At 68.4% G+C, this 26,476-nt stretch carries 24 protein-coding genes; 10 read left to right on the top strand and 14 right to left on the bottom strand.

Annotation, left to right across the window (positions count from 1 at the left end; all coding sequences use genetic code 11):
* Positions 1-35 precede the first annotated feature (35 nt).
* Positions 36-665: an isochorismatase family cysteine hydrolase gene (locus E5206_RS04615; RefSeq protein ID WP_136321463.1), complete on the top strand. Its 630-nt coding sequence runs from the start codon at positions 36-38 to the stop codon at positions 663-665.
* Positions 662-1,495, top strand: coding sequence for an aspartate/glutamate racemase family protein (locus E5206_RS04610; protein ID WP_136321462.1), 834 nt, complete (start codon positions 662-664; stop codon positions 1,493-1,495). The genes E5206_RS04615 and E5206_RS04610 overlap by 4 nt, the downstream gene beginning before the upstream one ends.
* 71 nt (positions 1,496-1,566) lie before the next feature.
* Here the strand turns inward: E5206_RS04610 and tcuA are convergent, their stop codons facing one another.
* The 4 genes from tcuA to E5206_RS04590 all read right to left on the bottom strand — a co-directional run bounded on the left by tcuA (position 1,567) and on the right by E5206_RS04590 (position 5,594).
* Entirely contained in the window at positions 1,567-3,033 is a 1,467-nt protein-coding gene (tcuA, locus tag E5206_RS04605) for an FAD-dependent tricarballylate dehydrogenase TcuA (RefSeq protein ID WP_136321461.1), read from the bottom strand.
* A complete protein-coding gene (locus E5206_RS04600; protein WP_136321460.1) occupies positions 3,030-4,268 on the bottom strand; it encodes a flavin reductase in 1,239 nt (412 codons plus the stop codon). The genes tcuA and E5206_RS04600 overlap by 4 nt, the downstream gene beginning before the upstream one ends.
* A 61-nt stretch (positions 4,269-4,329) precedes the next feature.
* Positions 4,330-4,959: a TetR/AcrR family transcriptional regulator gene (locus E5206_RS04595; protein WP_136321459.1), complete on the bottom strand. Its 630-nt coding sequence runs from the start codon at positions 4,957-4,959 to the stop codon at positions 4,330-4,332.
* Complete coding sequence (locus E5206_RS04590; protein ID WP_136321458.1) at positions 4,956-5,594, bottom strand: TetR/AcrR family transcriptional regulator; 639 nt, start codon at positions 5,592-5,594, stop codon at positions 4,956-4,958. Before E5206_RS04590 ends, E5206_RS04595 begins: the two co-directional genes overlap by 4 nt.
* Positions 5,595-5,761: 167 nt before the next feature.
* Between E5206_RS04590 and E5206_RS04585 the strand changes: the two genes are divergently transcribed.
* From E5206_RS04585 to E5206_RS04565, 5 genes are all read left to right on the top strand, one after another.
* Positions 5,762-7,087, top strand: coding sequence for an ABC transporter substrate-binding protein (locus E5206_RS04585; RefSeq protein ID WP_136321457.1), 1,326 nt, complete (start codon positions 5,762-5,764; stop codon positions 7,085-7,087).
* A 75-nt stretch (positions 7,088-7,162) separates the two neighbouring features.
* Positions 7,163-8,077, top strand: coding sequence for a branched-chain amino acid ABC transporter permease (locus E5206_RS04580; protein ID WP_136321456.1), 915 nt, complete (start codon positions 7,163-7,165; stop codon positions 8,075-8,077).
* A gap of 11 nt (positions 8,078-8,088) precedes the next feature.
* Complete coding sequence (locus E5206_RS04575) at positions 8,089-9,807, top strand: branched-chain amino acid ABC transporter ATP-binding protein/permease (protein ID WP_136321455.1); 1,719 nt, start codon at positions 8,089-8,091, stop codon at positions 9,805-9,807.
* The gene (locus E5206_RS04570) at positions 9,794-10,507 is read left to right on the top strand and encodes an ABC transporter ATP-binding protein (protein ID WP_205760005.1); all 714 of its coding nucleotides are present in this window, start codon (positions 9,794-9,796) and stop codon (positions 10,505-10,507) included. Before E5206_RS04575 ends, E5206_RS04570 begins: the two co-directional genes overlap by 14 nt.
* A 30-nt stretch (positions 10,508-10,537) precedes the next feature.
* Entirely contained in the window at positions 10,538-11,026 is a 489-nt protein-coding gene (locus E5206_RS04565; protein WP_136321454.1) for an MmgE/PrpD family protein, read from the top strand.
* Between the two features lie 632 nt (positions 11,027-11,658).
* Here the strand turns inward: E5206_RS04565 and E5206_RS04560 are convergent.
* The 9 genes from E5206_RS04560 to E5206_RS04520 form a co-directional block, all read right to left on the bottom strand.
* Positions 11,659-13,104 carry an FAD-dependent oxidoreductase gene (locus E5206_RS04560; RefSeq protein WP_136321453.1) on the bottom strand — a complete coding sequence of 482 codons (1,446 nt, stop codon included), beginning with the start codon at positions 13,102-13,104 and terminating at the stop codon, positions 11,659-11,661.
* Positions 13,105-13,123: 19 nt separating this feature from the next.
* Positions 13,124-13,966: an alpha/beta hydrolase gene (locus E5206_RS04555; protein WP_205760004.1), complete on the bottom strand. Its 843-nt coding sequence runs from the start codon at positions 13,964-13,966 to the stop codon at positions 13,124-13,126.
* Entirely contained in the window at positions 13,963-15,198 is a 1,236-nt protein-coding gene (locus E5206_RS04550; RefSeq protein WP_136321452.1) for an acyl-CoA dehydrogenase, read from the bottom strand. The genes E5206_RS04555 and E5206_RS04550 overlap by 4 nt, the downstream gene beginning before the upstream one ends.
* 2 nt (positions 15,199-15,200) lie before the next feature.
* Complete coding sequence (locus E5206_RS04545; protein WP_240689936.1) at positions 15,201-16,103, bottom strand: alpha/beta hydrolase; 903 nt, start codon at positions 16,101-16,103, stop codon at positions 15,201-15,203.
* Positions 16,100-17,008 (bottom strand): VOC family protein, encoded by a 909-nt coding sequence (locus E5206_RS04540; protein ID WP_136321451.1) that lies wholly within the window; start codon positions 17,006-17,008, stop codon positions 16,100-16,102. The genes E5206_RS04545 and E5206_RS04540 overlap by 4 nt, the downstream gene beginning before the upstream one ends.
* The gene (locus tag E5206_RS04535; protein WP_136321450.1) at positions 17,005-18,180 is read right to left on the bottom strand and encodes an acyl-CoA dehydrogenase; all 1,176 of its coding nucleotides are present in this window, start codon (positions 18,178-18,180) and stop codon (positions 17,005-17,007) included. Before E5206_RS04535 ends, E5206_RS04540 begins: the two co-directional genes overlap by 4 nt.
* Positions 18,181-18,391: 211 nt before the next feature.
* Complete coding sequence (locus E5206_RS04530; RefSeq protein WP_136321449.1) at positions 18,392-19,195, bottom strand: 2-keto-4-pentenoate hydratase; 804 nt, start codon at positions 19,193-19,195, stop codon at positions 18,392-18,394.
* Positions 19,196-19,197: 2 nt separating this feature from the next.
* On the bottom strand, positions 19,198-20,226 hold the full coding sequence (gene dmpG / locus E5206_RS04525; RefSeq protein WP_136321448.1) for a 4-hydroxy-2-oxovalerate aldolase: 1,029 nt from the start codon (positions 20,224-20,226) through the stop codon (positions 19,198-19,200).
* 2 nt (positions 20,227-20,228) lie between these two features.
* On the bottom strand, positions 20,229-21,113 hold the full coding sequence (locus tag E5206_RS04520) for an acetaldehyde dehydrogenase (acetylating) (RefSeq protein WP_240690122.1): 885 nt from the start codon (positions 21,111-21,113) through the stop codon (positions 20,229-20,231).
* A 266-nt stretch (positions 21,114-21,379) separates the two neighbouring features.
* Here E5206_RS04520 and E5206_RS04515 point away from each other — a divergent pair, with 266 nt between their 5' ends.
* The 3 genes from E5206_RS04515 to E5206_RS04505 all read left to right on the top strand — a co-directional run bounded on the left by E5206_RS04515 (position 21,380) and on the right by E5206_RS04505 (position 24,933).
* Positions 21,380-22,150 carry an IclR family transcriptional regulator gene (locus tag E5206_RS04515; RefSeq protein ID WP_136321447.1) on the top strand — a complete coding sequence of 257 codons (771 nt, stop codon included), beginning with the start codon at positions 21,380-21,382 and terminating at the stop codon, positions 22,148-22,150.
* A gap of 66 nt (positions 22,151-22,216) precedes the next feature.
* Positions 22,217-22,777 (top strand): low molecular weight protein-tyrosine-phosphatase, encoded by a 561-nt coding sequence (locus tag E5206_RS04510; protein WP_136321446.1) that lies wholly within the window; start codon positions 22,217-22,219, stop codon positions 22,775-22,777.
* A complete protein-coding gene (locus E5206_RS04505; protein ID WP_136321445.1) occupies positions 22,774-24,933 on the top strand; it encodes a chorismate-binding protein in 2,160 nt (719 codons plus the stop codon). Before E5206_RS04510 ends, E5206_RS04505 begins: the two co-directional genes overlap by 4 nt.
* 61 nt (positions 24,934-24,994) lie before the next feature.
* On the opposite strand, the gene cls is transcribed toward E5206_RS04505, so the two are convergent.
* Positions 24,995-26,470, bottom strand: coding sequence for a cardiolipin synthase (gene cls / locus E5206_RS04500; RefSeq protein WP_136321444.1), 1,476 nt, complete (start codon positions 26,468-26,470; stop codon positions 24,995-24,997).
* Positions 26,471-26,476 lie beyond the last annotated feature (6 nt).

Here is a 26,476-nt window from a genome sequence, read left to right as displayed (position 1 = left end):
TCCCCTCAAACACCCCTTCACGACAGGACAACCTCATGACCACCGCACCCCGCACCGCCCTCCTTATGCTCGACTACCAGCTTGCCCTGTGCTCGCAGGGGCCGCTCGGGCGGGCCGCCCCGCTCGCGGCGCAGGTCGCCGAGCGCGGCGTGGTCGGGAAGGCACAGGCCGTGCTCGCCGCCGCACGCGCCGCCGGATTGTTCATCGTGCACGTGCGCCTGGCCTTCGACGAGACCTATCTGCTCCGGACCAACCGGTTGGCCCGGTTCGACGGCTACCCCAACGGCCGCGCCATGCTGCGCGACTCGCCGGAGGCCGCGATCATCGACGAACTGGCACCCGAGGCGGGTGAACCCGTCTTCGACAAGGGCTGCGTTGACCCGTTTGTCGGCTCCCCGCTGCTGCACGTGCTGCACGCCGAAGGCATCCGCGACATCATCATTGGCGGCGTGGCCACCAACCTCGTCGTCGAATCGACGGCACGGCACGCGTCCGACGCCGGCCTGCAGGTCACGATCGTGGAAGACATGTGCGCGTCCTTCAATCCGGCCGCCCACGACTTCTCCTTCGCCAACATCATGCCGATGTTCGGAACGGTCGCGACCTCGTCCGACACCGTTGCCCGGCTCGGCTCCATGGCAGATGAACCGGTAGGTGTGCGGTGACCACGCGCATCTGGCACCAGAGCTTCACCGTCCTGGACGATGTGCCGCACTACCGCGACGCCCTGGCCCGCCACCTGGGGGCACTGGCCGGGGAAGGGGTCACGGTCGACTTCCATGGGATGCAGCCGGGCACCTACCCCTCCGACTATCCGGGAACGCACATCGGCTACGGCTACCTCAGCGGCCTGCACAAGGAACAGTTTGTCTCCGCGGCACTCCAGGCGGAGGACGAAGGCTACGATGCCTTCCTCATCGCGACCATCCCGGACACCGGGTACGAGGAGATCCGCTCGCTCGTCGACATCCCGGTCATCGCCCTCGGGCAGACCTCGGTGCTGATGGCAGCGCAGCTGGGCGACTGCGTGGGAATCGTCAACTTCATCGCCGCCCTTGAACCGCAGTTGCGCCGTAACATGCGCAACTACGGCCTGGACCGTGTGGTCGGCCCGATCAGCCAGGTCGCCGCCGAGTTCACCGATGTGATGGCCGCGTACGCCTCGCCGGCCGGCCTGATCGAGGCGTTCGAGGCCGCCGCGCGGCGGGTGATCGCCCGGGGTGCCAACGTGATCGTGCCCGGCGAGGGGCCGCTGAATGTCTTTCTCGCCGACCAGGGCATCTCCCGGGTCGACGACGTTCCGGTGATCGATTCGCTCGGCACCCTCCTGTCCGTGGCCGAACTGCGGGCGGCCCAGTACCGCCGCAGCGGGCTGAAGCCGGCCCGGTCCGGGTTCCACTACGCGCAGCCGCCCCGGCCGCTGCTGGATGCCGCGCGCCGGTGGTATGGCATCACTGACGCCCTGGGCGCCCGCATTTCCTCAGACATTTCCTGAGACGGAATCAGGGCCCCGTGCTCCGTGCCCCACAGGGCACGGAGCACGGGGCCCTTTGCATGGACGCCGGTTCAGGCGAGGGTTCCGGCGCGGCGCCCGAAGACGGCACCGAGGGCGAGGCCGGCACCGCCGGGGTAACCGCCCCAGTAGATGCCGCCTAGCATCTCGCCGGTAACGAAGAGCCCCGGGATCGGGTCGCCGGCCTCGTCGAGGACGCGGCCGTGGGCATCCGACTTCACGCCGCCGTAGGTGAAGGTGATGCCGCAGCTGACCGGATACGCGTAGAACGGGCCGGTCTCCAACGGAACAGCCCAGTTGCTCTTGGGCGGCTGGACCGCGGCGACGCGGCCGTCCTTGACGGTCGGATCAAAAACGGCATCCGAGGTGATCGAGGCGTTGAACTCGTCGACGGTGCGGCGGAGCGCCGCCGGGTCGATCCCGATCGCCAGCGCGAGCTCCTCCAGGGTTTCCGCCGTCTCCACCGAGATGCCGGGCATGTCGTACTGGTCGGGCCGGAGCGTCGGCCGGGTGGTGGAGTCATAGAGCTGGAAGGCGATGCCGCCGGGTTGCCGCAGCACCTCCTTGCCGTAGCGGGAGTAGGTGTAGTTGCGGAAGTCGGCACCCTCGTCCAGGAACCGCCGGCCCTCGCGATTGACCACGATGCCCATCGGGTAGCTCAGCCGCGCCAGCCGGTTGGTGAGCTCGCGATTGCTCGAATTCTCCGGGTAGTGGGCGTCCAGTTGCACGGCGTGCGCCGTGGACCAGTCCCCGTCGCGCGCCGCGCCCACGGCGAGCGCGGCGGCGATCATGTCGCCCGTGCTGTAGGGGGTACCGCGCACGACGGCGTTTTCCCAGCCCGCCCCGAAATTCTCCACCAGCCACTGCGGGTTGGCGTGGAATCCGCCGGCGGCCAGGATGACCGAGCCGGCGTGGAGGTTCTGCCGCTCCGGGCCGGCACCGACCGTGACCCCGGCCACGGCGCCGTCGTCCATGACCAGTCCGGTGACGTGCTGCCCATACCGGATCTCGACGCCCATCGCGGTGGCGATGCGGGTGTAGTCCTCGATCATGCCCACGCCGCCGCCGACGTTGCCCAGGTGCAGGCCGCCCCAGAAGAGGTGGCCGCCGCCTGGTTGCGGGTAGCACTGGCGGTCGTAGAGCAGCTCGTACCTCATGCCGAGGGAGTGCAGCCAGCTCAGCGTGGGGTGGCTTTCGTCGACGAGCACGGCGGTGCGTTCCGGATCATTCCGGCCGCCGCTCAGCTTGGTGATGTCGTCGAAGTACTCCTGCGCCGGATAGGGCGGGACGGTGGTGTCGGCGAGGCGGGAATCATGCTCGAGAACCGGCAGCAGGTCGGCGAGCCCGTCGTGGGCGATCCGTGTCGCGCCGGCGGTGTAGTAGCTGTTCCCGCCGGCGGCGCCTGGCGGCGCCTTCTCCAGCAGCAGCACACGTTGGCCGCGTTCGGCGGCGGCCAGGGCGGCCGCGAACCCTGCATTGCCCGCCCCGACCACGATGACGTCGGCATCGGCCCGGTTCATCCGGCCACAGCCGGGAACAGCGCGCGGGGGAAGACCCCGCCGACCGCCGTCGTCGCCGCCGCGGCGGTGCCGATCAGGCGCTGCGCGAGTTCGTCGATCTCGGCCGTGGAGACGGTTCCGGGCGGCCCCCACAGGGTGAGGGTGAGCACGACCCGGCCATCCGCACCGAACACCGGCGCGGAGAGGGACCTCAGTTCGTGCCCCTCGGTGTCGGAGAGCGGGCCCGTGTTGTAGGCGTCGCTCACCTCCCGGATGCCGCGGTGCAGGGTCTCCGCCGAGACGGCAGGGTCCCGCAGGTTCAGCCGCGTCGACAGCGACTCGAGCCGTTCGCCGCGGGTGTGACCAAGGGCGATGCTGTAGCCGCGGGCACGGATCCGCTCCGGCGCCGAGCGGTGCCGGAGGAGCTCGGCCGGCGTGGCCTCCGCCCCGAGCCGGCTGATCCACCGTTCCTGCAGCTGTTCGCTTCCCCACGCCGCGAACACGCCTCCCAGCGGGGGCATGAACGGAACGCGCTGGCCCACGCGGGTGGGCGCCTGGGCGGTTTTCGCGTGGCCGGCCGCCGCGGTGAGCACCAGTTCGTCGCGCACCAGCGAAATCGCCGTCACCTCGGTGTCGCAACTGGCGGCAAGCGACTCCATATGCGGGCGGGCCAGGTCGACCAGGCGCAGCTGCTCGAACAGGTCCGCGTCCCCGGCGGCCAGCGAGCCGGGGAGGAAGGACCCGTAGCCGCCGCGGAAGAACAGCAAGGGGTTGGCCTGGCTTACGACGTCCAGGTCCAGGACCCGGCCGATGACGATCTCGTGATCCCCGGCGTCGTGCACGGCAACGATCACGCAGTCGACGTAGGCGACGCTGCCCTCGATCACCGGGGTGCCCGCGTCGGAGAGGCGCCACGGGATGCCGTCGAGCTTGTCCACCTTGCGCGTGGCCACCTGGCGGCAGACGTTCTCCTGCTGCTCGCCGATGATGTTTGCGCAGAATCGGTCACCGGCCGCGCGGATGGCGGCCCAGGAGGAGGACGTCTTCTGCGGCATAAAGGCGACCAGCTTCGGGTCGAGCGAGACCGCGCTGAAGGTGCCCACCGTCATGCCGAGGGCGGTGCCGTCCGGGTCCAGCGCTGTCACCACCACCACCCCGGTGGGATATTGGCCGAGTACCTGGCGGAACTTTCCGTCGGCAATTTCAGGCGCGGGAACGCCGGTTTCGCTTGGGGCGCCAAGAGTGCCTGTAGTCATTTCATTCCTCACCATCGAGTTGAATTGATTCCCTGTAGTGATCACTACAATGACACTCTATTCAGGAACCCGCAACAGCAATGGCATTTTCCACCGTGATGACGATGAGGTCGACGAAGGCATCCGGGTCCCAGAAGTCCGCGATCTGGTGGGCCAGGAACAGCCCGTCGGTCAAAATGATGATGAGCATCGCCAGGTGGTCGGGAAGGCCTGGATTCTCGGCGATCAACCGCGGATCCAGGGACAGGCGGAACCAGTTGCTGAGATCGGCGCGCACCCGCGCCCGCACCTGCAGGAAGAGCACCCGGCCCGCCGGTTCGGTCTCCCGATGCTCCAGTGCGAGCATGTGGCCGGTCCGGAGGAACTCCGGCGTGGAGGGCAGGCTCCGAACGGACCGGTTCAGGATCCGGCGAAGACTCTCGCCGACCGGGGTGCCCGGCGGTGCCGGATCCCAGGCGGGCTGGTCTCCGATCCACTCGTTGAAGCTGTGGGCGACCACCTCGGCGAGCAGTTCGTCCTTGTCCTTGTAGAACCAGTACACCGAGCTGACCGGCAGGCCGGACCGCTCGCAGATCCGGGCGATTGTGGTGCCCTCATAGCCGCGTTCCGCGGCGACCTGCGCGGCCGCCTTCAGGATGCGCAGCCGCGAACTTTCCGGCTGTTCCCGCGGCTTCCGCCCTGCCGGACTCATTGCCGGCCTCCGGCCAGCCGGCAAGCGGCAACGCTCAGGCCGCCGGCGAGGGTGTCGACCACCCATGCGACGTCCACGGTCCGGTCGGCCTGGGTTGCCACAAAGAGGCCGTCCAGCGCCGCCAGATGGAACCGCGCCAGCGTTTCGGGCACGGCAGGATCGACCGGGCCGAAGGTGCTGGCGAGCACCCTCCCCCACCAGTCGGTCAGCGCGGCCTGCGACTCCCGGCGGACCTGGATGTAGCGGGTGCGGGCCGCCGGCTCCTTGATCCGCTGCTCGAGCGCCAGCATCAGCCCCAGGCGCCAGAACTCCGGTTGCGCCACATAGGCTGCCGCGGCCTGGCGGAAGCGGTTCTGCACCTGGCTGGCCAGCGGAAGCGGCTCGAGTTCGTCCAGCCAGGGCGGACCGACCTCGCGCCAGCGGCGATAGCTGAAGTCGAGCGCTTCGGCGAGCAGCTCGTCCTTGTTCTTGAAATGCCAGTAGATCGAGCTGGCAGGAAGCCCGGTCCTCTCGGTCACCGCCGCGACGCTCGTGCCGTCATAACCGCGTTCCGCGGCTATATCGAGGGCTGCCTCGAGGATCTTCTGGCGGGACACATCGCCTTGGAGATGACGGCGCTCGGTCTTGCGTGGCATGGTGCGCGGGACTCCGGTTCAAATCGATGTGAGATTTTGCTTGCTGGGACGACACCTTACAAGATACTCTTCCGGAAGCCCCATCTGTAGTGATCACTACAGGGTTGCTCCCGAAGTTCCCGCATCAGCTACTCCCCGCTTCAACGGTGAAATGGAGAATTCGAACTATGGTCCCCACATTCCAAGGGCACGGCGCACCTCGCCGAGCGGCCCCTCTCGCGGCGCTCATCACGGCATCCGCCCTGCTCGCCGGCTGCGCGAGCACCGCCGGCACCGGCCAGACGACGCCGGCCGCACCACCTTCATCCCTCGGCACGGTGCTTGGCATCGATTCGTCGGCCGCGGGCAACGGCAAAGACCTCAGCTGGAAGCTCGGCGCGGCGTTGCCGATGTCGGGCCCCGGCGCCCCCCAGGGCACCGAGATGAAGCAGGCCATCGACCTGGCGATCGAGCAGATCCGCGCCTCCGGCGGGCCGGCCATCTCACTGTCGGTCAAGGACATCAAGAACCCCGACCCGGTCGCTTCCAAGCAGGCCGCCCGCGAACTCGCCGACGAGAAGGTCGCCGCGAAAATCACCAGCTATGGCGACGGTCTCGGCGCGATGCTCGAAGACACCGCGAAGGACCAGATCCTGACGCTCGACGGCGTCGGCGGGGCGCAGCCGTTCGCCGTCGGGGCTCCCTACTTCTACGGCACCACGGCCGTCGCCCCGGGCGACACGCTGCCCGGCACGCTCGCATGGCTCAAGAAGGCGCACCCCGAGGCGAAGACCGTCGGGCTCGTCGGCTGGGAGATGGGTCCGTTCAACGACGCCATCAAGACGGACCTGGCAGCCAAGGTCAAGGCCGCCGGGCTGGACTTCAACGGGCTCTGGGAGACCGTCTCCCCGGCCACCCAGGATTTCTCGACCGTCATTGCCAAGGTCAAGGCCAACAAGCCCGACGTCATCATCGTCGGCATGGGAGCGCAGGCGCCCGGCGCGCTGACCGCGCAGTTCACCGCGGCCGGGATCAATTCGACCCTCGTCGGCATCGAGTACACCGACACGGCGAAGGATGCCTCGAAGGGCACCTTTGACAAGGGCACGTACAACTTCGCGATGAACTACTTCGATGCGACCGCTCCGACCAACCCGCTGGCCAAGCTCTTCGTGGACGCTTACGCAGCGAAGTACCCAGGCTCCCCGGCGCCGTCGTTCTACGCCGCGAACGCGTACGAAGAGACGATCGCGTTCTGGCAGATCATCCGGGGAACCGTCAAGGCCGGCGGCGACGCCACCAAGGGTGCCGACCTGCTGAAGGCGCTTGAGGCCAACCCCGACCTGCCCAGCGTGTATGGCGGGACCACCTCCGCCGTCGGCGTCACCACCATCGACCGGACGACCCACGGCGTCGCCAGCCGCCCGATGGGCGTCTACCAGTACAAGGACGGCAAGGTCCACACCCTGGCCACCTTCAACATCGGCGGCAAGGACCTCGTCGTCAACCAGTAGTGCCACCCGGTCGGTGGGCGGCCCATCCCGGCCGCCCACCGACCGCCCTCTTTTTTCTCCCGCAAAGGTTCAACGATGAACGACTTTCTCCAGCTAACGGCCAACGGGCTGTTCCGTGGCATGTCCTACGCCGCCATGGGTGCAGGCCTTGCCCTGATCCTTGGGGTCACCGGCCGGTTCCATTTCTCGTACTCGCTGACGTACACCATCGCCCCGCTCGCCGCCTTCGCGGTGGCCAGCTGGGCGAAGCTGCCGTTCTGGCCGGCGGCGGCGGCGGGCGTGCTGGCCGCCATCGCCCTCAGCATCGCGATCGAGGTCTTCATCTACCGCCCGGTGTCGGCGCGCGCGGGAGCCAACTCCCTCCTGGCGGTCCTGGTCAGTTCCCTCGGCTTCAGCATTTTCGGCGTCGCCATCCTGCAGCTGCTCCTGGGCACCGGCAGCGTCCCCTTCTACGGGCCGGAGCTCTCCTCGGTCGACCTCGGACCGATCATCTTCACCAACTTCGACGTCCTCCAGGCCATCAGCGCCCTGGTCCTCGTGATCGGGCTCGCCCTGCTCCTGGCCAGGACCCCGCTCGGCCGGTCCATCAAGGCCACCCGGAGCAATCCCCCGCTGGCCGCCGTGCTGGGCATCAACACCCGCCGGATCAACATCGTGGTCTTCGGGATCGGCGGACTCATCACCGGCGTCTGCGCCATCTGGTACGGCCTCCAGTACACGGTCGAACCCACCATGGGCGACCGGGTGATCATCTACAGCTTCGTCGTCGCGTTCCTGGCCGGGACCCGCACCAGCCCGCTGCGCGCGCTGGTGGTCGGGGTGGCCCTCGGCCTGCTGGAGCAGTGGGCCTCGCTCCTGCTGTCGGCGCAGTGGTCCCAGACCGCCGTCTTCGCCGTGCTGGTGGTCTATCTGGTGGTGCTGTCCACCCGCGGAGGCTGGCGAAACTGGTTTCCGGCGCGCCGCCTGCCCACCCGCCCGGCCGCAAACTAAAGGAGCCCATCATGTGGATCACCTATCTCACCGAGATTCTCATCTACGGTTCGCTGGCCGTCACCGTCAACCTGCTCGTCGGCTACGCCGGCCAGGTATCCGTCGCCCACGCGGCGTTCGCCGGGATCGGCGGCTATTCCGTGGGCTACCTGGTCACGGAGCAGCACTGGCCGTTCGCCGCGGCAATCCTCGCCGGCACCCTGGCGGCCGGGCTGGTCGGAGTCCTGCTCGGACTGGTCGCCCTCGGCCTCTCCGAGGAATACCTGATCCTGATGACCCTGGTGTTCTCGCTCGGGCTGATCGGGATCATCGCCGGGATCGACGTTCTCGGGTCGACGATCGGCATCACCAACATCACCCATCTGGAGCTCTTCGGGTGGAAACTCGAGCACTCCACGGACTGGCTGGTCCTTGCCGCCCTGCTCCTGCTGGTGGTGTTCGCCGTCTGCTGGCGGCTCGGCCAGTCCCCGTTCGGCCGTGTGCTGAAGGGCATCAGGGAAGACTCCGTCGCCACGCAGTCCCTCGGCAAGAACGTCTTCCGGTTCAAAGTCGTCGTCTTCGCCATCACCTCCGCCCTCGCCGGGCTGATCGGCACCGTGTTCTCCGGATGGCTGGGGCTGGCCACGCCCGGCGCGTTCGGCTTCCCGTTCGCGCTGACCATCTTCGCCATCGTGATCTTCGGCGGAAAGGGGAACCTGCTCGGCTCACTGATCGCCGCGGCCGTGCTCACCCTGGTGGAACCCGTGCTCCGCTACGTCGTCGCCCTCGACTCCTCGAAGGCGTCGCTGGTGCAGTTGGCGATCTACGGCGCGCTGCTGATCATCCTTATGATCGTGCGCCCGCAGGGGCTGATCCGGGAACGCCGCCGCAAGGTGCCCGTGCCGCCGGATGCGGCCACCTCCCCGGCGACGACGGCGCCCCGCGCCGCCGCGGCATTCGAGCCGGCCGGCCGGCGGGACTGGAGCGGGCACGACATCACGCTCGAGGCCACCGGGATCAGCAAGAGCTACGGCGGCATCCATGCGGTCAAGGACCTCCACCTCCAGCTGCGCCGCGGAACCGTCACAGCCCTGGTCGGGCCGAACGGTGCCGGAAAGACCACCACCTTCAACGCCCTGGCCGGCTTCGTGCGGCCAGACTCGGGCAGCGTGTTGCTCAACGGCGTCGAACTGGTGGGCAAGAGCGCCGACTTCGCCGCCCGGCAGGGCCTGGTACGCACCTTCCAGGACGTGCGGCTGTTCCCGGCGGTCAGCTGCCTGGAAAACGTCATGCTGGGCGTGCAGAACCAGGACGGCGAGCGGATGGGCGAGCTGTTCATCCCCGGACGGCGGGTCTCCCGCGGTGACCGCCAGGCGGCCGACGCGGCGATGCGGTGGCTGTCCTTCGTCGGTCTCGCCGACCAGGCCGGCCTCCCCGCCGAATCCCTCTCCTACGGGCAGTCCAAGCTGGTGTCACTGGCGCGCGCGCTCGCCACCGAAGCCGATGTGCTGCTGCTGGACGAACCGGCCTCCGGGGTCGACGGCGCCTGGGTCGACGTCATGCTCGGCATCATCGATGCGGTGCGGGCCCAGGGCCGCACCGTCTGCCTGGTCGAACACAATCTGGACGTGGTCAGGCAACTCGCCGACCACGCCTACTTCATGGAACTCGGCGCGATCACCGCCGAGGGGACGGTGCAGGAGCTCATGGGTTCCGCCCGACTGACGGAGGCCTACTTTGGAGCCCAATAACCTGCTCACCCTCGACAACCTTTCGGCAGGCTACGGCCGCAAGAAGGTCGTGCACGGGGTGGACCTGCACGTGAAGGCCGGCGAGATCGTCGGGCTGATGGGCCACAACGGGGCCGGCAAGACCACGATCATCCGCACCGTGCACGGCCTGCTGCCCGCCCTCGGCGGCAGCATTGTCATCGACGGCGAACCGGTGCCACTCGGCACGGTGCGGGACAACATCTCCCGCGGCCTCGCCCTCATCCCCTCCGAGCGGTTTGTCTTCCCCGACCTGTCGATCCAGGCCAACCTGCTGCTCGGCGCGGCCAACGCCCCCGCCGGTTCCGATCGCGACGAACAGTTGGCCTTCGTGGAGGGGCTGTTCCCGCTGCTGGCCGAACGGTCCGCCCAGCGGGCCGGCACCCTCTCCGGCGGCCAGCAGCGCATGGTGAGCCTGGGGATTGCCCTGATGGCACGGCCGCGGCTGTTGCTGCTCGACGAACCCTCGCTGGGCCTGGCGCCGAGCGTGGTGGAGCAGATCTTCAGCACCCTGCGCACCCTGGCCGATCGCGGTGGCCTCGGGATCCTGCTCCTGGAGCAGAACGTCCAGCAGGCGCTGGTCATCTGTGACCGGGTGTACGTCGTGCGCAACGGCACCATCATCCTCGAGGAGACCGCCGAAGAGATGCGTGCCCGCGAGAGCTACTGGGATCTTTTCTAGGCATGGGGGCCGCGGAGGCAGCACTGGCCGATCTGGTCACGGGCAAGTCGCGCTGGTCTGCCGGGGCGGAGGCGCTCGGCCTCGACGCGCTCACGGACACCCTGGCCGGCCGCCGAGCACACCGGCGCTTCCGGGGCCGAGCTGCTCGACGCGTTCCTGCTCGGATACCAGATCGACTACCTGGCCAGCCTCGCCCTGGGCCACGAACATTACCGGCGCGGCTGGCACGCCACCAGCACCGTCGGCACGCTCGGCGCCGCCGCAGTGGCGAGCCGGATGCTGGGACTCACCACCGGCCAGGCCGGCCACGCCCTCGCGATCGCCGCGTCGCTCGCCGGGGGCCTGCGGGTCAACTTCGGCACACCGACCAAGGCCCTGCACGCCGGGGCTGCTGCCCGGCACGGGGTGCAGGCGGCCCAGCTGGCCCGGGCCGGCGCCACCGGAAGCGCTGACTGGCTGCTCGGCGGCCACGGCATGCTCGCCGTATTTGGCGGCGACCTCGCCGGGCAGCCGCGGTGATCCTCGAAGCGAGTCGCGCCGCCGGCAGCGGCATCAGCCGGAACGGCATCAGCCGGAACGGCATCGAGACCGAATGGGGCCTGGTGCAGAAGCCGTATTGCTGCTGCGGCAGCTGCCACGCCGCGGTCGAGGCGGTCATCGGCCTCGCGACCGAGAACGACCTCGCCGCCGGAGGGCATCCGCTCGCTCACCATTCATGTCGACCCGTTGATTCCCGGGATCATGCAGGTGGACATTCCGTGGCACGCCTACAGTGCGCGCTACAGTCCCACCTCGGTGATGGCCGCGGCCGCAATCGACCGGGCGGCGGGGCCTTCGCAGTTCGCCCTCGAGGCGCTCGGCCGCAGCGAGATCCACCGCCTGCGCGAGCGCGTCGTCGTGGTCCCGGGCCTGGTCACCACGAACGATGCCGCTTCGCGGGGCCGGCGCTGCCGCAGGTCTCCACGCTCGGAGCGCTCATCCGCTCGGCCGCCTGGCGCTGACCTGGCCCAGGGGACATGCCCCGCGCCAGGGCTGGCGCGGGGACATATTCCGGTTGTGTCCGGTCCCGGGGGCAAAGAATGGGCATGTCCTCCGGACGCGAAGAGGCCTCGACCCCGCCAAACCACCGGACGAACTGACGAAAATGACCGCTACGCCCCCACGGGTGCACCCACCGGTGCGCCGGCGGCAGGCAGGGCCAACCGCACCGCGTTGCGCCCGGCGATCCGGCCGAAGGTGATCGACCGCATCACCGAGGTGGAGCCGGCATACGCCTCGTAGTAGAGCCCGGTCATCTCCCCCGCACCATAGAGGCCGGTGATCGGGTGGCCGTCCGAGGTGATCACCTGGGCGGCCAGATCGGTCTTCACCCCGCCGAACGTGAACACGTTGGCGCAGATCTGCGGATACGCGAAAAACGGCCCGTCGGTGAGGGGCCTGGCCCAGTTGGATTTCACCGGCTGCCCGGCGGGGCGCGCGGCGAGGCCGTCCAGCCGGCTCCAGTCAAACGGCACATCCGTGCCGCAGGCCGCGTTGAAGCCGGTGACGGTTCGCGCCAGCGAGCCGGCCGGCAGGCCGATGAGGGCCTCGAGTTCTTCGATCGAATCCGCCTGGATCGGATCGACATCCGTTCCGATCGCGTGCTCGTAGCCGGGCACGGATGTGACCTGCTGGTCGAAGACCGCATACCCGATGCTGTCCTCCTGCTGCAGGATGGTGCGGGCCACCAATTCATAGGTCAGGTCCACGGTCTTGCCGGCCTCGTCCATAAAGCGTTCCCCGGCGGTATTGACCAGAATCCCGTACGGAAAGCTCATCACGACCGCTTCGGCGACCTCGCTGCGCGGGTCCTTGGGCTCGGCGTGGAACAGGTCGAATTGCCCTTCGGTAGCTGCCCCCACCGCGAGAGCCATTCGCAGCCCGTCGCCGCGGTTGTTCGCCCCGCCCCGGGAGATCGGTGGCACCCGGTAGGCGTTACGGCCGACGTATTTGGTCATCAGCTCGCTGTTGCCCTGGAAGCCGCCGCAGGCCAGCACGACGGCGCCGGCCCGCAGGTTGCGGGTGCCGTCGGCGTCGCGCACCCGTACCCCGACGACGGCGCCGCTGGCGTCGGTGAGCAGCGTCTCCGCGGCCACCTCGTAGAGGATGGTGGCGTCGGTTGCCTCCAGTCGGGCGAACAGCGGCTCCACGATGTTTACGCCGCCGCCGACCGGTTGGTAGCGGGAGGCGGACTGGGTGAGGAAGATCGTGGGGAGGTTCTTCAGCACCACGCCCTCCTCATGCAACCAGTCGAATGCCTCGGGCACCTCGCGCACAAGGGCTTCATAATAGTCGCGGTTGGCGTAGCCTTTCGAGGCGCCGACCGCGTAGTCCACGAGGTTGGACACCGGCGTCGTGATGTCCTGGAGGCGCAGGTACGCCCCCGACCAGCGGGTGTTCCCCCCGCGGATGTCCCGGGCCGACCGCTCGAGGACGGCCACCCTGGCATCCGGGTCGGTCTCCACCGCGGTCAGCGCCGCGGACAGGCCGGCCGCCCCGGCACCCACCACGACCACGTCGAATTCGGCGTCGAATGCGTCTGTTGCGGTCTCGTTCACAGTGTGCTCCTTCCGCGGGTCACAGCACACCCGCGATGAATCTCTCAAGCAGGGTCTCGAAGGTGTCCCGGTGCTCGATCTGGGTCCAGTGGCCGCAGTTCGCGATCACGAACAGGTTGGCATTGGGTATGTTTTCGGCGAAGTAGAAACTCGCCTCCAACGGGATGATGCGGTCTTCCCGGCCGTGCAGCACCAGGGTGGGGTGGGCGATGCCGGCGAGTTCCTCCGGGGTGAACACCCGTCGGGGGGCGGCCGGGTTGAAACTGGCCCGGTGCGAACGGGTGACGTCCTCGCGGACGATGTACGTCATCCGGTCATCGACCACCGTGCCGATGGTGCCGCTCAACGGCTCCAGGTCGCAGACGAACTCGGTGAGCAGGCTGCGCAGGCTGTCCGCCGTCGGGTCGTTGTAGAACTCCCGGAGGTGGGCGAGTCCCGGCGAGACCGTGGTGGTCGGTGCCCCGCCGCTGCCCATGAGCAGCAGCTTGCCGATGCGCTCCGGGGCGGCCAGCGCCATGAGCACGGCCAACTGCCCGCCCATCGAGTTGCCGACCACGTGCACCTGCTCGAGCCCGAGGGCATCGATCAGGCCCAGGAGTGCGTCGACGCGCAGTTCGTTGAAGGCGGCCATGCCCTGCGGAGGTTTCTCCGGGTGGCTGGAGTCGCCGAAGCCGACCATGTCCGGCGCGATGCAGCGGAACGAGCCGGCGAGGTCGGTGATGACCTGTTCCCAATTGGACAGGCCGGTGGCTCCGGGACCCGAGCCGTGCAGGAACAGGACCGCGGGGTTTGCCGGGTCCCCGCTCTCGTTGACCTGCACGACGTGATCGCCGACGGTGAGCGGGTAGCTTGAGATGCTCACAGGTGCACCTCCGGAAGCTTCGTGCTGCCGAGCTTCCGGCCGGCATACGCACGGCCGAGCGGGTCGGAGAACAGGAAGGCATGCCCGGAGGCGGCCATCACGTCCTGGAATTTTCCGTGCAGCGGATGCTCGACGTACGCCGTGCGGCCGCTGGCGGAGCGCATGAGGTCCGACACGGCATCGACGGCGGACTGGGCGCTCTTGGCGAGATCCCACCGGTAGAACGCGCGGAGTTCCTCACTCGGAATCTCGTCCGCTTCGGCGATCTCGAGGAGTTCCCGTCCCGCGCGCACCAGGCGCAGACGCGCACCATCGATGCCGAACGTCGCTTCGGCGAGGTGGTCCTGGACGACCGCCTCATCACGCAGCAGGGTTCCGTAGTTCGTCCGGCGGCCGGCCGTCTCGGCAGTCCACAGGTCGAGAAATCCGTACGCCGCGCCGAGGGCACCGGCCGTGATGATCAGGTTGAACAGCACCGCCCACGGGATCCGGTACAGTGCCGCGGTGTTGCGCTGCTGGCCCGGCAGCGCGGCGCCGAGGCCCTTCGTGTACTCAAGGTGGGACTGCACCCGGTGCGCCGGGACAAACGCCCCGTCGACAATGACATTGTTGCTTCCCGTTCCCCTGAGCCCTGCCGTATGCCAGACGTCTTCGATGGTGTACTGGTCTCGGTCAAGGACGGCCGAGATAAAATCGGGATACGCGTGGCCGTTGATCTCTCGTTCGCCGTCGATCGAGCCGAGGATCACGCCGTCGCAGCGCTCGATCCCCGATGAGAACGACCAGCGGCCCGACACACGGTAGCCCCCGGGGACCTTCTCGATCTTCCCCGTCGGCGTGTACGACGACGCCAGGGCGCGGGCCGGATTCCCGCCCCACACGTCCTGCTGGCCCTCCTCGGAGAACAGGGCGATCTGCCAGGGGTGGACCCCGACGACGGAACTCACCCAGCCGGCGGAGGCCGAGGAACGGCCGATCTCGATCACGCCCTCGGCGAACTCGACCACGGAGGTCTCGCCGCCGCCCCAGCGTTTGGGCTGCAGGGCCCGCAGGATGCCGGTGTCGGCGATCAGGTTCCAGGATTCGTCGCTGAGCCGGCGCAGCGAACCGCTCCGGGCATCGGCTGCGGTCAGCGCCGCGGCCGAGGCCCGGGCCCGGTCGGCGATCGATTCGCTGCGGGGCTCGGCCCGCGCCTGGGCCGCGGGCCTGTCGGTGGTCAAGGCATCGGTCATGGCTAGATCCGTCCTTCCATGAAGTCGGAGAGAAGTGTGCGGAACCGCTCGGCCTGCTCCACCTGGGTCCAGTGGCCGCAGTGGCTGAGCACGTACAGGTCCGCGTTCGGCAGGTTGGCCGCCAGGTAGTAGCTGGATTCCGGCGACACGATGGCGTCGTCGCGGCCGTGTACCACGAGCGTGCGGTGCGTGATCCGGGCCAGGACGTCCTCGGGGAAAGTCCAGAATGCGCCGGGCGCGAAGGTGCCCAGATGGGAACGCCGGACGCCCTCGCGGGCGGCAACGGCGTACCGTTCGGCGGCGATCTCGCGGATGCGGGGGCCGAACGCCTCCTTGTCCGAGACGAACAGCATCAGCAGGTCTTCCATGCTCTGCTCGGACGGATCGTCGTAGAAGGTGACGAGCTTGATCAGCCCGGGCAACGGCACCAACCCCGGCATTCCGCCGGAGCCCATGAGCACCATCCGTTCGATCCGCTCGGGAATGATCTGGGCAAGCCGCAGCGAGAACATCCCGCCCATCGAGTTGCCGACCAGGGTCACGGCGTCGACGCCCAGCTCATCCAGCATCCGGATCAGCTTGTCGATCCGGAGCGCCATGTTGGGGACGAAGCCCTGGGGCGACGGATCCGGGTGGGTGGAGTCACCGAACCCGATGATGTCCGGCGCGATGCAGTGGTAGTCCTCGGCGAGGCCTGCCATCAGCGCCTCCCAGTTGGAACGCCCGGACACGCCGGGCCCCGAACCGTGGAGCATCAGGAGGACGGGCCTGCCCGGCTGCCCGGACTGATAGACCCGCATGGTCATTTCGTCGCCAACCGGGACATCCGAGACGCGGATGGCCGGATCGGTGTCGGTGGTGGTTGCGATTGCCGTTGCCTGCCCGGGGGCGAAGGTCCCGGTCACGGCTGTGCGACCGGTTCGACCGCGCGCATGATTCCGGGGGGAGCTGCGAAGTACGCCTCCGACCGCTTGTGGCCCCAGATGCTCGGCTCCTCGTAGGTGCGCGACGTCCAGTGCAGGTCGTCGACGATCAGGCCGCCGAAGCCATACTCGATCTGCAGGCTCGACGGGGTCGCTACGTAGATCGACATCATCAGGTCGTTGGTGTGGCGGCCGAGGGAGAGCAGGATCTCCTCTTCGTCGAAGAGGTCGATGGCGGACCCCAGGTCATCCACGTTCTTGACCTCGAGCATGAGGTGGTTGAACCCGGTGTAGCCGGGCGTGTTGCCGATGGCCAGGGAGTGGTGACGGCCATTGATGTGGTAGAACCGCAGGTTGAACGGGCCGCCGATGATGCGGTCGGACAGACGGAAGCCGAGCACGTCCACGTAGAACTTGTTGCCCTCGTCGACGTCGGGCACCAGCAGCACAATGTGGCCCAGGCCCTGGTTTCCGGTGACGAAGCCGTCCATCCTGCGGCCGGCGTGGAAGGAGTTCGGCTTGGCGCGCTTGCCCCAGACGAACTCGTGGCGGTTGCCCCAGGGGTCTTCGATCCAGACCAGGTCGGCGACTTCGCGCTCCGCGACCAGGGCCGGGTCGCCCTGGTTGACCGTGACGCCCTTCGACTCAAGGTCGGCCACGAAAACGGCGAGGTCGGTCTCGTTGGCCAGCGCCCAGCCGGCGTAGCGGAATTCGTCCTGCTCCGCCGGGTGGATCGCAATTCGGTAGTTTACGTCGTCGACACGAAGGCGGACGGCGCCGTCGGATCCGTCATCGATGAGCTGGCAGCCCAGCTTGGCGGTGCCGTAGTCGCGCCAGTCGTTGTAACGGGGCGACGCGAAGCCGACATAACTTAGTTCCTGAATCACAGCATGACCTCCGGGGCTTTTGAGTTGAGCAAGGATGCGCCGTAGTACTGGCCTACGGCATCGGATACCAGGAAAGCGTGGCCGAGCGCGGCCGTGACGTCCTGGAAGAGTTTGTGGAGCGGGTGGTCGACGAACGCGGTGCGGCCGCTCGAGACGCGGATCAGCTTGTTGATCTGCTGGCCCACCTCCTGGCAGCTCTTGGTGATGTTCCAGCGCAGCCGTGCCCGCTCGACGCGGTCAAGGAACACTCCGGCCTCGGCGGCAGCGGTGATCGTGTCGATCGCCTCGAACATCTTCTTCACGGCCGCGTCGTGCACCCATTCGGCATCCGCCAGGTGCATCTGCATCAGGGCGTCGTCGCGGAGGAATCCGCCCCAGTTCGAGCGGCGGTCGATGGTCTCGGCAGTCCAGTCGTCGAGGAAGCGGCGCGTCAGGCCGAGGACGGGCGCCACCAGGACCAGGTTGAACATCACGGCCCAGGGCAGGCGGTAGAGGTTCGACGGGTTCGTCGCCAGCCCCGGCGCCGGGTTGGCCGGGTTGTACTCGTACCGGGGGTGCGAGAGGAAGCGGTGCTCGGGCACGAAGGCGTCCTCGACCACGATGTCCTTGCTGCCGGTGCCGGACAGGCCGGCGGTGAACCAGTTGTCGTCGATCCGGTACTGGTCCTTCAGGAGCAGGATCGAGCCATAGTTCGGGATCTCGACGCCGCCGCCGATGTCGAAGCCGCCGGCGATGCCGCCGAGGATGACAGCCTGGCAGTGGTCCCCGCCGGAAGAGAACGACCAGCGGCCGGACACCCGGTATCCGCCGGAGACGACCTCGACCTTGCCGGTCGGGGCGTACGAGGAGGAATTGACGTGGGCGGGGTTGTCGCCCCACAGTTCCTGCTGGGCTTCCTCGGGGAACAGGGCGATCTGCCACGGGTGCGAGCCGACGACGCCGGCCACCCAGCCGGCGGCCGGGGCGATGCGTGCCAGTTCATAGACGTTGGTGAGCTGTTCGCGGAGGGGGAGTTCTCCCCCGCCCCAGCGCTTCGGCTGCAGGCCCCGGATAATTCCGAGATCCTGCATCAGCTGCCAGGTGTCGTTCGTCAGCGAGCGCCGGGCCGTGGCCTCGTCTTCGCCGCGCCGCAGGCCGGGTTCGAGCCGGCGTAATTCTTGGACAACGCTCATGTGATGCGGTCTTCCTTCGTCGTTGAAGATGTTCCGGTCCTACGTCTCTGTAGTAACCACTACAGAGAACATAACCAATCCTTCCCGCTTTGGCAAGGGTTTAATTCGCGGCGAGGCTGCCGGGGCCGGCTGGAGCTTGCGGCGCAGCTTAAACGCAGCAGGGGAGGACCCGGCCGATGGCCTGGTCCTCCCCTGCTGCGTGCAGCGCAGTTCAGCTGAAGCGCACCTCGAGGGTCTTCAGGCCACTGAACGAGGCGGTGACGGTGTCACCCGGGGCGATCGGCACGGCGGCCGTCACCGAACCGGCCATGACCACCGAGCCCGCCTCAAGGGTCTGCCCGAGCGCACCCAGGGTGTTGGCCACCCAGAGCAGGCCGTTGAGCGGATGCCCGAGCACGGCCGCGCCGGCGCCCTCCCCCAGTACGGTGCCGTTGAGTGAAAGGGTCACTTCGGTGGCGGCGAGATCCTGGGCGTCGATCCTGGTGTGTTCGCTGCCCAGTACCAGGGCCCCGGATGAGGCGTTGTCGGCGATGGTGTCGGCGAGCGTGATGCGCCAGTCGGCGATCCGCGAGTCGATGATCTCAAGCGAGGTCACCGCATAGTCCACCGCGTCACGGACATCTTCGAGCGTGAGCCCGGGCCCGCGCAGATCGCTCTTCAGCACGAAGGAAATCTCCGGCTCGATCTTCGGGCTGATGAACCGTTCGAGGCTGATCGGTTCGGACGGGTCGAGGACCATGTCGTCGAGCAGGCGGCCGAAGTCCGGCTGGTCGACGCCGAGTTGCTTCTGCATGGCAAGCGAGGTCAGTCCCACCTTGTACCCCACGACGGTCCGCCCCGCCCGCTTCCAGGCTTCCACCTGGTGTTCCTGGACGGCGTAGGCCTGCTCGAGCGTGAGGCCTGGGTGGGTTTCGGTGAGGGGTGCGATCGGCTGCCGGGAGGCGTGCGCGGCGAGCAGGGCGTCGCCCAGTGCGGCGACCGGCGTTGTGTCCGTGGATGTTGGTGTAGCGCTCATGCCTAGGCCGCCTTTCCGTTGAGCAGGTCGAGGGCCACGTCGACGATCATGTCCTCCTGGCCGCCGACCATCTTGCGGCGGCCCAGTTCGATCAGAATGTCCATCGCGGGTATCCCGTATTTCTCCGAGGCCCGCTCGGCGTGCAGGAGGAAGCTCGAGTAGACGCCGGCGTAGCCGAGGCTGAGCGTCTCGCGGTCCACCTGCACCGGGCGCACCTGCAGCGGACGCACGATGTCGTCCGCCGCGTTCATGAGCGCGAACAGGTCGGTGCCGTGGTTCCAGCCGAGCTTGTCGGCAACGGCGATGAACACCTCGAGCGGGGCATTGCCCGCTCCGGCGCCCATCCCGGTGAGGCTCGCGTCGACGCGGTTCACGCCGGCCTTCACCGCGGCGACCGAGTTCGCGACGCCAAGGGAGAGGTTGTGGTGGGCGTGGATGCCGACCTCGGTGCCGGGGTCGAGGACGTCGCGCAGCGCGTTGACGCGGTCGGTGACGTCGTCCATGGTCTGCGCGCCGCTGGAGTCGACGACGTAGACGCACTGGGCTCCGTAGCTTTCCATAAGCTTGGCCTGCCGGCCGAGTTCGGCCGGAGTGGTCATGGCGCTCATCATCAGGAAGCCCGCGGTGTTCAGGCCGAGCTCCCGGGCGGTCCCGATATGCTGGGCCGAGACATCCGCCTCGGTGCAGTGCGTCGCCACGCGGACATAGCTGACGCCGGCGGATGCGGCCCGTTTGAGGTCATGGATCGTCCCGACGCCGGGCAGCAGCAGCGTGGCGATGGCGATGTTCTCGGCGGCTTCGGCCGCGGCCTCGATGAGCTGCACATCCGAGTGTGCCGAGAAGCCGAAGTTGACGCTGGAGCCGTTGAGGCCGTCGCCGTGGGCGACCTCCACGCTGTCGACCCGGGCCGCATCGAGCGCACGGACGATGTCGCGGACGTTCTGCACGCTGTACTGGTGGCGGACGGCGTGGCTGCCGTCGCGGAGCGTGACGTCGGAGATGAAGAGCTTGTCCTTCGTGGGGTCGAACATGGCTATGCCACCTCCAGTGCCCGCGCGTGGCGGGCGATCGTTTCGGCCGTCCGCAGGGCGGCCGAGGTCATGATGTCCAGGTTGCCGGCGTAGGCCGGCAGGTAGTGGGCGGCACCCTCGACCTCGAGGAAAACACTGGTCTTCAGGCCCGTGAATTCGCCGATGCCCGGTACCACCACCGGTGTCGTGATGTCGTCGAACTGCACCCGCTGCTTGAGCCGGTAGCCGGGTACGTAGGCGTTGACTTTCTCCACCATGGCGTCGATCGCGGCCACGATCGCCTCGCGGTCACCGCCCGCGGTCAGGGTGAAGACGGTGTCACGCATGATCAGCGGCGGCTCGGCCGGATTCAGGATGATCAAGGCCTTGCTGGCCGCGGCCCCGCCGACGCTCTGCAGGGCGGCGGCTGTCGTCTCGGTGAACTCGTCGATGTTGGCCCGGGTACCGGGGCCGGCCGATTTACTGCTGATGGACGCGACAATTTCGGCGTAGGCCACCGCTGCCACGCTGGAAACCGCGGCGACGATCGGGATCGTGGCCTGGCCGCCGCAGGTGACCATGTTGACGTTGGACGCGTCGAGGTTCTCCTCGAGATTCACCACGGGCACGCAGTACGGCCCGATGGCGGCGGGGGTGAGGTCGATCAGGCGGATGCCGGGCTTGGCGGCCAGCAAGGCGTCCGCGTTGTGCAGGTGCGCCTTGGCCGAGGTCGCATCGAAAACGAAATCGATGGTCTCGAACTCGGCGGAGTCGATCAGGCCCTGCACTCCGGTGGCGATCGCGGTGACGCCAAGGCGCGTTGCCCGGGCGAGGCCGTCCGACTCCGGGTCGATTCCCACCAGTGCGGTGACCTTCAGGGTGCCGTCGCTGCGGAGGATCTTGATCATCAGGTCGGTTCCGATGTTGCCTGACCCGATGATGGCGGCATGCAGGGGACGAAGTTCTTCTCGCTGAGGCACAGGGCGCCCCTTTCGTGTGTGTCGGGTGGTGTGGTGCTGGTGGTGCCGCGCCGATCCGATCGCATTAACTGTTCGAAACTTCGACGCTTGTTCTATATATCGAACAGCGCCGTGAGGGGAATGTCAACCTCCGGGTGCTTGGCCAAGCACCCCGCGGGTTTGCCTCCCGGCAGCTGAGCGGGTATTGATAGGGCATGCCCCGTCTCACCCCGGCCGTGTTGCGCACGCTCGACATCCTCGAACTTTTCCTCGACCTGGACTCCCCGCTCACCGCGCCCGACGTCGTCCGGCTCACCGGGGTGCCGCGCACCACGGCGCACGAGCTGCTGGCGACCCTGGTCTCGCGGGACTACCTGCAGAAGGACGAGGCGAGCAACACCTTCCGGCTGGGAGTGCGGCTGCTGCAGCTCGGCAATGCCTACTCCGCCAGGTTCGACATGCTCGCCGCGGCCAACGATGCGGCCAGGGAACTCTCCAGCCTCAGCGGCGAGACCGTGAGCGTTGCCCTCCGGGAAGGCGCGGATGTCTTCTACCTCGCCAAGGTAGAAAGCCGGGACAAGCTGCGCCTGCCCTCCAGCATCGGCCAGCGGCTGCCGGCGCACGTCACCGGGCTCGGAAAGGCACTCCTCGCCTATGCCTCCCCCACGGCCGTGCGCGAGCTCTACCCCCACCCGGACGAGCTGCCCGCGATGACCGGGCACAGCATCCGCACGCTTACCGGGTTGCAGGAGGAGCTTGAGCGGGTGCGCGCGCGCGGAGTGGCCTTTGAGCGCGAGGAATCCACTCCAGACGTCTACTGCGCCGCCGCCCCGGTACGCGACGGATCCGGCGCCGTGGTCGCCGCGATCAGCGTCTCGGTGTCCGCCGCCCACTGGCACCAACGCCCCGAGGAGTACTGGGCGGAGCTCGTGCAGCAGGGTGCTGCGCGGCTGTCGGCACAGCTCGGCTTCGCCGAGCCGCATTAGGCACACGGCCGCTCTGCCACCCCTGGTGCTGGCCAACGGGTGCCCGGATCGTCCATGCTTAGCACTATGACCTCAACGACGAGCCAGTACCGGATCATCACGGTCTGCACCGGGAACATCTGCCGGTCTCCGATGGCCGAACTGATGCTGGCGGAGGCGTTTGCGGCAGAAGGACTCACCGGGGCAGCCGTTGACTCCGCCGGTACGACGGCCTATGAAGCCGGCCGTCCGATCGATCCCCGCGCCTCCCGCCTGCTCAGGGCCCACGGCATCGCTTCCGATCAACATGTGGCGCGCGAGTGGCGCGCGGAGTGGTTTCAGGGCCGCGAGCTGATCCTGGCCCTGGACGTGGACCACTACGGCTGGCTGCGGCAGGCGGCGCCGGACCATGCCTCAGAGGCCAAGATCCGCATGCTGCGCAGCTTCGACCCCGCCGTCGCCGGCAGGGACCTGCTGGACCAAGGCATCGAAGACCCCTGGTATGGCGGCCACGCCGACTTCGAGAGCACGTGGGAGCTGATCCGGGCCTCGATTCCCGGGATCGTCGGGCATGTCCGCGCCCAGCTGCAGCGGCTGGAGGGGCACCGTCCCGGCGACACAGGGCAGCGGGTACGCTTGATTTCATGAGCCCCGCACCCGTCATCATCGCAATCGACGGGCGGTCCGGGGCAGGGAAGACGACCCTCGCCATCGAACTCGCAGCCCGGCTCCGGGAGCACCACAAGGTCTCGCTGTTCCACCTCGAGGACATCTACCCCGGCTGGAACGGGCTCACCGCCGGCATTGAGCGCTATGTCTCCACCGTGCTTACCCCGCTGCGGCGCGGCGAAGCCGCCGAATGGGTCAGCTGGGACTGGGACCGGCATTACGACGGCGAAACACGCACCACCCAGCCGGCCGAAATCGTCCTGGTGGAAGGTGTCGGCGCCGCCGCCGAAGCCGCCCGCCCCCTGCTGGATGCGGTGATCTGGGTGGATTCTCCGGAGCCGGACCGTCGCAGCCGGGCGCTGGCGCGCGATGGCGACACCTACGCGCCCTTCTGGGACCAATGGGCCGCCCAGGAGCAGGAATGGCTCGCTGCGGATGACGTCCCGGCGCACGCCGAGGTGCGCGTTCTCAATCTGGCGGACGGCACCGCTCCCGCCGATGTCCTGCAGGTCCTCCAATACCTTCCCGCACTGGCTCCCGTACTGCTGCCCGAGCTCGCGGCGCGCCGCGGGCTTCAATTGCGGGCCGAACGGATCGAGGGGGTGCCGGATCCCGCGCGGCTGTTCGAGGCGCTGTTCGGCCGCTCCTCCAACGCGGTGTGGCTGGATTCCTCGCTGGACCCCGAAGGCCTGGCCCCGGAGGCCGCCGGACGCAGCCGCTTCAGCATCCTGGCGGACGACGGCGGCCGCTTCGGCCAGGCGGTCCGGCACAGTTCCGGCAGGACCTGCGTGAGCGTCGGCAATTCCACCGTAAGAACTGAGGGACCGTTCTTCCGCTGGCTGGACGCTGTCTGGGGGCGGCGGGCCCTCCGCGCCCCCGACGGCTACCCCTGTGAATTCACCCTGGGCTGGCTGGGCTACCTCGGCTACGAGCTCAAACGCGAGACCGGCGGAAGCGACGTCACGGCGCAGACCCCCGACGCCTGCCTGATCTTCGCCGGCCGCGCCGTAGTCCTGGACCATCTGGAGCGCACGGCGTGGCTGCTGGCCCTGGACACCGAGGACGCCGCCGGCTGGCTCGGGGCGGCCCGCTCGGCCGTGCTCGCTGCGGCAGCCATCCCGGAGGCAGCCCCAGGCGGGGACGCCGGCGGCAGCAGCGCCGTCGTGCGTCCCGCCGTCGGCCCTCCGGTGCCCGGCAGCGCCGGCCTCGAGTTCCGCGCACGGGACACGGAAGCCGGCTACAAGGCCAAGATCGCCGAGTCCCAGCGCGAGATCCTCGAGGGGAACACCTACGAGGTCTGCCTCACCACGGCACTGTCCGCCACAACACAGGCTGCCACAACGCTGTCCGGACCGGCTGGACTGCGGGGGCGCGAGGGGCTGGACCCGTGGCAGGCCTATCTGGCGCTGCGCCGGAAGAACCCCGCACCGTTCGCCAGCTACCTGCGCTTCGGGGACCTGGCCGTCGCCAGCACCTCGCCGGAACGCTTCCTCAGGATCACGGCCGACGGCGGGATGCGGGCCGAGCCGATCAAGGGAACCCGGCGCCGGGACGCCGATCCCGGCCGGGACGCTGAGTTGCGGCGCGAGCTGGAGTCTTCGCCCAAGGACCGGGCCGAGAACATCATGATCGTCGACCTGCTGCGCAACGACCTCAGCCACTTTGCCGTGCCGGGCTCGGTCTCGGTCAGCAGGCTGTGTGCAGTCGAAAGCTACGCCACCGTGCACCAGCTGGTGAGCACCATCGATGCCCGGCTCAGGCCTGGCATGCCCCGGGCCGAGGCCGTCGCGGCCTGCTTTCCCGCCGGTTCCATGACCGGCGCGCCCAAGGTCAGCACCATGGCCATCCTGGACCGGCTCGAAGCGGCACCGCGGGGCGTGTACTCCGGCGCGATCGGCTACTTCTCGCTCAACGGTGCCAGCGACCTGGCCGTGGCGATCAGGACCCTCGTGGTCAGCGCCGGCGGCGACGGCAGCCAAGGCGACGGCAGCCAAGGCGACGGCAGCACGGTGCTGAGCCTCGGCGTCGGCGGGGCCATCACGGCGGACTCCTCGCTCCAGGACGAGTACGAGGAAATCCGGACCAAGGCGTTCGGCGTCCTCTCGGCACTTGGCGCGGAATTCCCGCCGGGCTGAAACCCTCCGCCGCGCGCCCGCGGACGCGGCTGCATGCCGGTCCGGTGCAGCGTCGGGTGCCCTACTGCAGCGTGGCCGTCAGCCGCGCAACATTGTCCACGTACTTGACCATCATCGGACGTTTCATCCAGTCCTCGAGGGTGAGCTCCCGCGAAATGTCGCGGTAGCTGTCCTCCACGGCCCGGATCCGCTTCACGATGTCCTCGCCCAGGAGCATCACCGAGACCTCAAGGTTCAGCGAGAAGGAGCGCATGTCCATGTTGCTCGAGCCGAGCACGGCGACTTCGTCGTCGATCGTGAAGTGCTTGGCGTGCAGCACGAACGGCGCCTTGTAGAGATAGATCCGTACCCCGGCTTCGAGCAGCGCCTCATAGTAGGACTGCTGGGCGTGATGGACCAGGAACTGGTCCCCCTTTTCCGAGACGAAAAGTTCGACGTCGACGCCCCGCTGGGCCGCCGTCGTCACCGCGTACAGCAGGGAATCATCCGGGACGAAGTAGGGGCTGCAGATCGAAATCTTGTGCTGCGCCGAGTAGATCAGCGTGTTGAAGAGCCGCAGGTTGTTCTCGGTGATGAAGCCGGGGCCGCTGGGCACCACCTGGGCCGTGATGCTGCCGGGGTGGGGTTCGGGCCGGTGCGCCAGCTGGTCCTCGAGCGACTCGTCGGTCTCGCTGAGCCAGTCCGTGGCGAAGACGACGTTGAGGGTGGTGACGATCGGTCCGCGCAGGCAGGCCATCAGCTCCACCCATTCGCGGCCCACCTTGCGGTGCCGCGGGTTGTTGTAGGAGGGCTCGATCAGGTTCTGCGACCCGGTGAAGGCGACCTCGCCGTCGATCACCATGATCTTGCGGTGGTTGCGCAGGTCCGGCCGGCGCCACTGCCCCTTCACCGGGCTCAGCGGCAGCATGGGCCGCCAGCTGATCTTGCTGGCCTTGAGCCGGGCGATCAGCTTGCGGTACCCCTTGATGCGCAGCGTGCCGAGGTGGTCGAACAGGATCCGGACCTCGACCCCGCGCTCGGCGGCGTCCTCCAGGGCGCTGAACAGCTCGTCCGTGACGTGGTCCGTGCTCATGATGTAGAACTCGGCGTTGACGAAGGATCTGGCGCCGCGGACGGCCTCGGTCATGGCCTTGATGGAATCCGGGTAGCCGGGCAGCAGTTCGACGTTGTTGCCGTCCACCATGGGCAGGGAGCCCAGGGTCCTGTTCAGTTCCGCCGCCGAGGCCACCCATTCGGGGCCGGCGTACATGCTCTCAAGGTCTGCCAGTTCGGAGGTGCCCGCCCGGACCCGCATGTTGACGGCGTGCTGCTGGGCCCGGCGGCGGCGGGACAGCCGGAAGTTGCCGAAGAGCAGGAACAGCACCAGGCCGACGGACGGCACGAAGAAGATGCCCAGCAGCCAGGCCATGGCGGTGGTGGGGCGGCGGTTGCCGGGGATGATCCCGAGGGCCAGAACGCGGATGGCGAAGTCAATCACCGTCAGGATCAGAATCGCCCAGGACGGGAATGTTTCCGTCAGCGAAAATGGCCAGAGCACAGGCGA

This window comes from Arthrobacter sp. PAMC25564 (assembly GCF_004798705.1).
Classification (GTDB): domain Bacteria; phylum Actinomycetota; class Actinomycetes; order Actinomycetales; family Micrococcaceae; genus Arthrobacter.
Note: the sequence above shows the minus strand (reverse complement) of the source record. Positions and strands in the feature narration are given on the sequence as shown.

Coding starts and splice junctions, on each gene's coding strand:
- E5206_RS04580 (WP_136321456.1), top strand. CDS start 7,163: ATGAACGACTTTCTCCAGCTAACGGCCAACGGGCTGTTCCGTGGCATG.
- E5206_RS04510 (WP_136321446.1), top strand. CDS start 22,217: ATGACCTCAACGACGAGCCAGTACCGGATCATCACGGTCTGCACCGGG.
- E5206_RS04615 (WP_136321463.1), top strand. CDS start 36: ATGACCACCGCACCCCGCACCGCCCTCCTTATGCTCGACTACCAGCTT.
- E5206_RS04505 (WP_136321445.1), top strand. CDS start 22,774: ATGAGCCCCGCACCCGTCATCATCGCAATCGACGGGCGGTCCGGGGCA.
- dmpG (WP_136321448.1), bottom strand. CDS start 20,226: ATGTTCGACCCCACGAAGGACAAGCTCTTCATCTCCGACGTCACGCTC.
- E5206_RS04585 (WP_136321457.1), top strand. CDS start 5,762: ATGGTCCCCACATTCCAAGGGCACGGCGCACCTCGCCGAGCGGCCCCT.
- E5206_RS04530 (WP_136321449.1), bottom strand. CDS start 19,195: ATGAGCGCTACACCAACATCCACGGACACAACGCCGGTCGCCGCACTG.
- E5206_RS04520 (WP_240690122.1), bottom strand. CDS start 21,113: ATGATCAAGATCCTCCGCAGCGACGGCACCCTGAAGGTCACCGCACTG.
- E5206_RS04550 (WP_136321452.1), bottom strand. CDS start 15,198: ATGACCGATGCCTTGACCACCGACAGGCCCGCGGCCCAGGCGCGGGCC.
- E5206_RS04595 (WP_136321459.1), bottom strand. CDS start 4,959: ATGAGTCCGGCAGGGCGGAAGCCGCGGGAACAGCCGGAAAGTTCGCGG.
- E5206_RS04535 (WP_136321450.1), bottom strand. CDS start 18,180: ATGAGCGTTGTCCAAGAATTACGCCGGCTCGAACCCGGCCTGCGGCGC.
- E5206_RS04600 (WP_136321460.1), bottom strand. CDS start 4,268: ATGACTACAGGCACTCTTGGCGCCCCAAGCGAAACCGGCGTTCCCGCG.
- E5206_RS04590 (WP_136321458.1), bottom strand. CDS start 5,594: ATGCCACGCAAGACCGAGCGCCGTCATCTCCAAGGCGATGTGTCCCGC.
- E5206_RS04515 (WP_136321447.1), top strand. CDS start 21,380: ATGCCCCGTCTCACCCCGGCCGTGTTGCGCACGCTCGACATCCTCGAA.
- E5206_RS04575 (WP_136321455.1), top strand. CDS start 8,089: ATGTGGATCACCTATCTCACCGAGATTCTCATCTACGGTTCGCTGGCC.
- tcuA (WP_136321461.1), bottom strand. CDS start 3,033: ATGAACCGGGCCGATGCCGACGTCATCGTGGTCGGGGCGGGCAATGCA.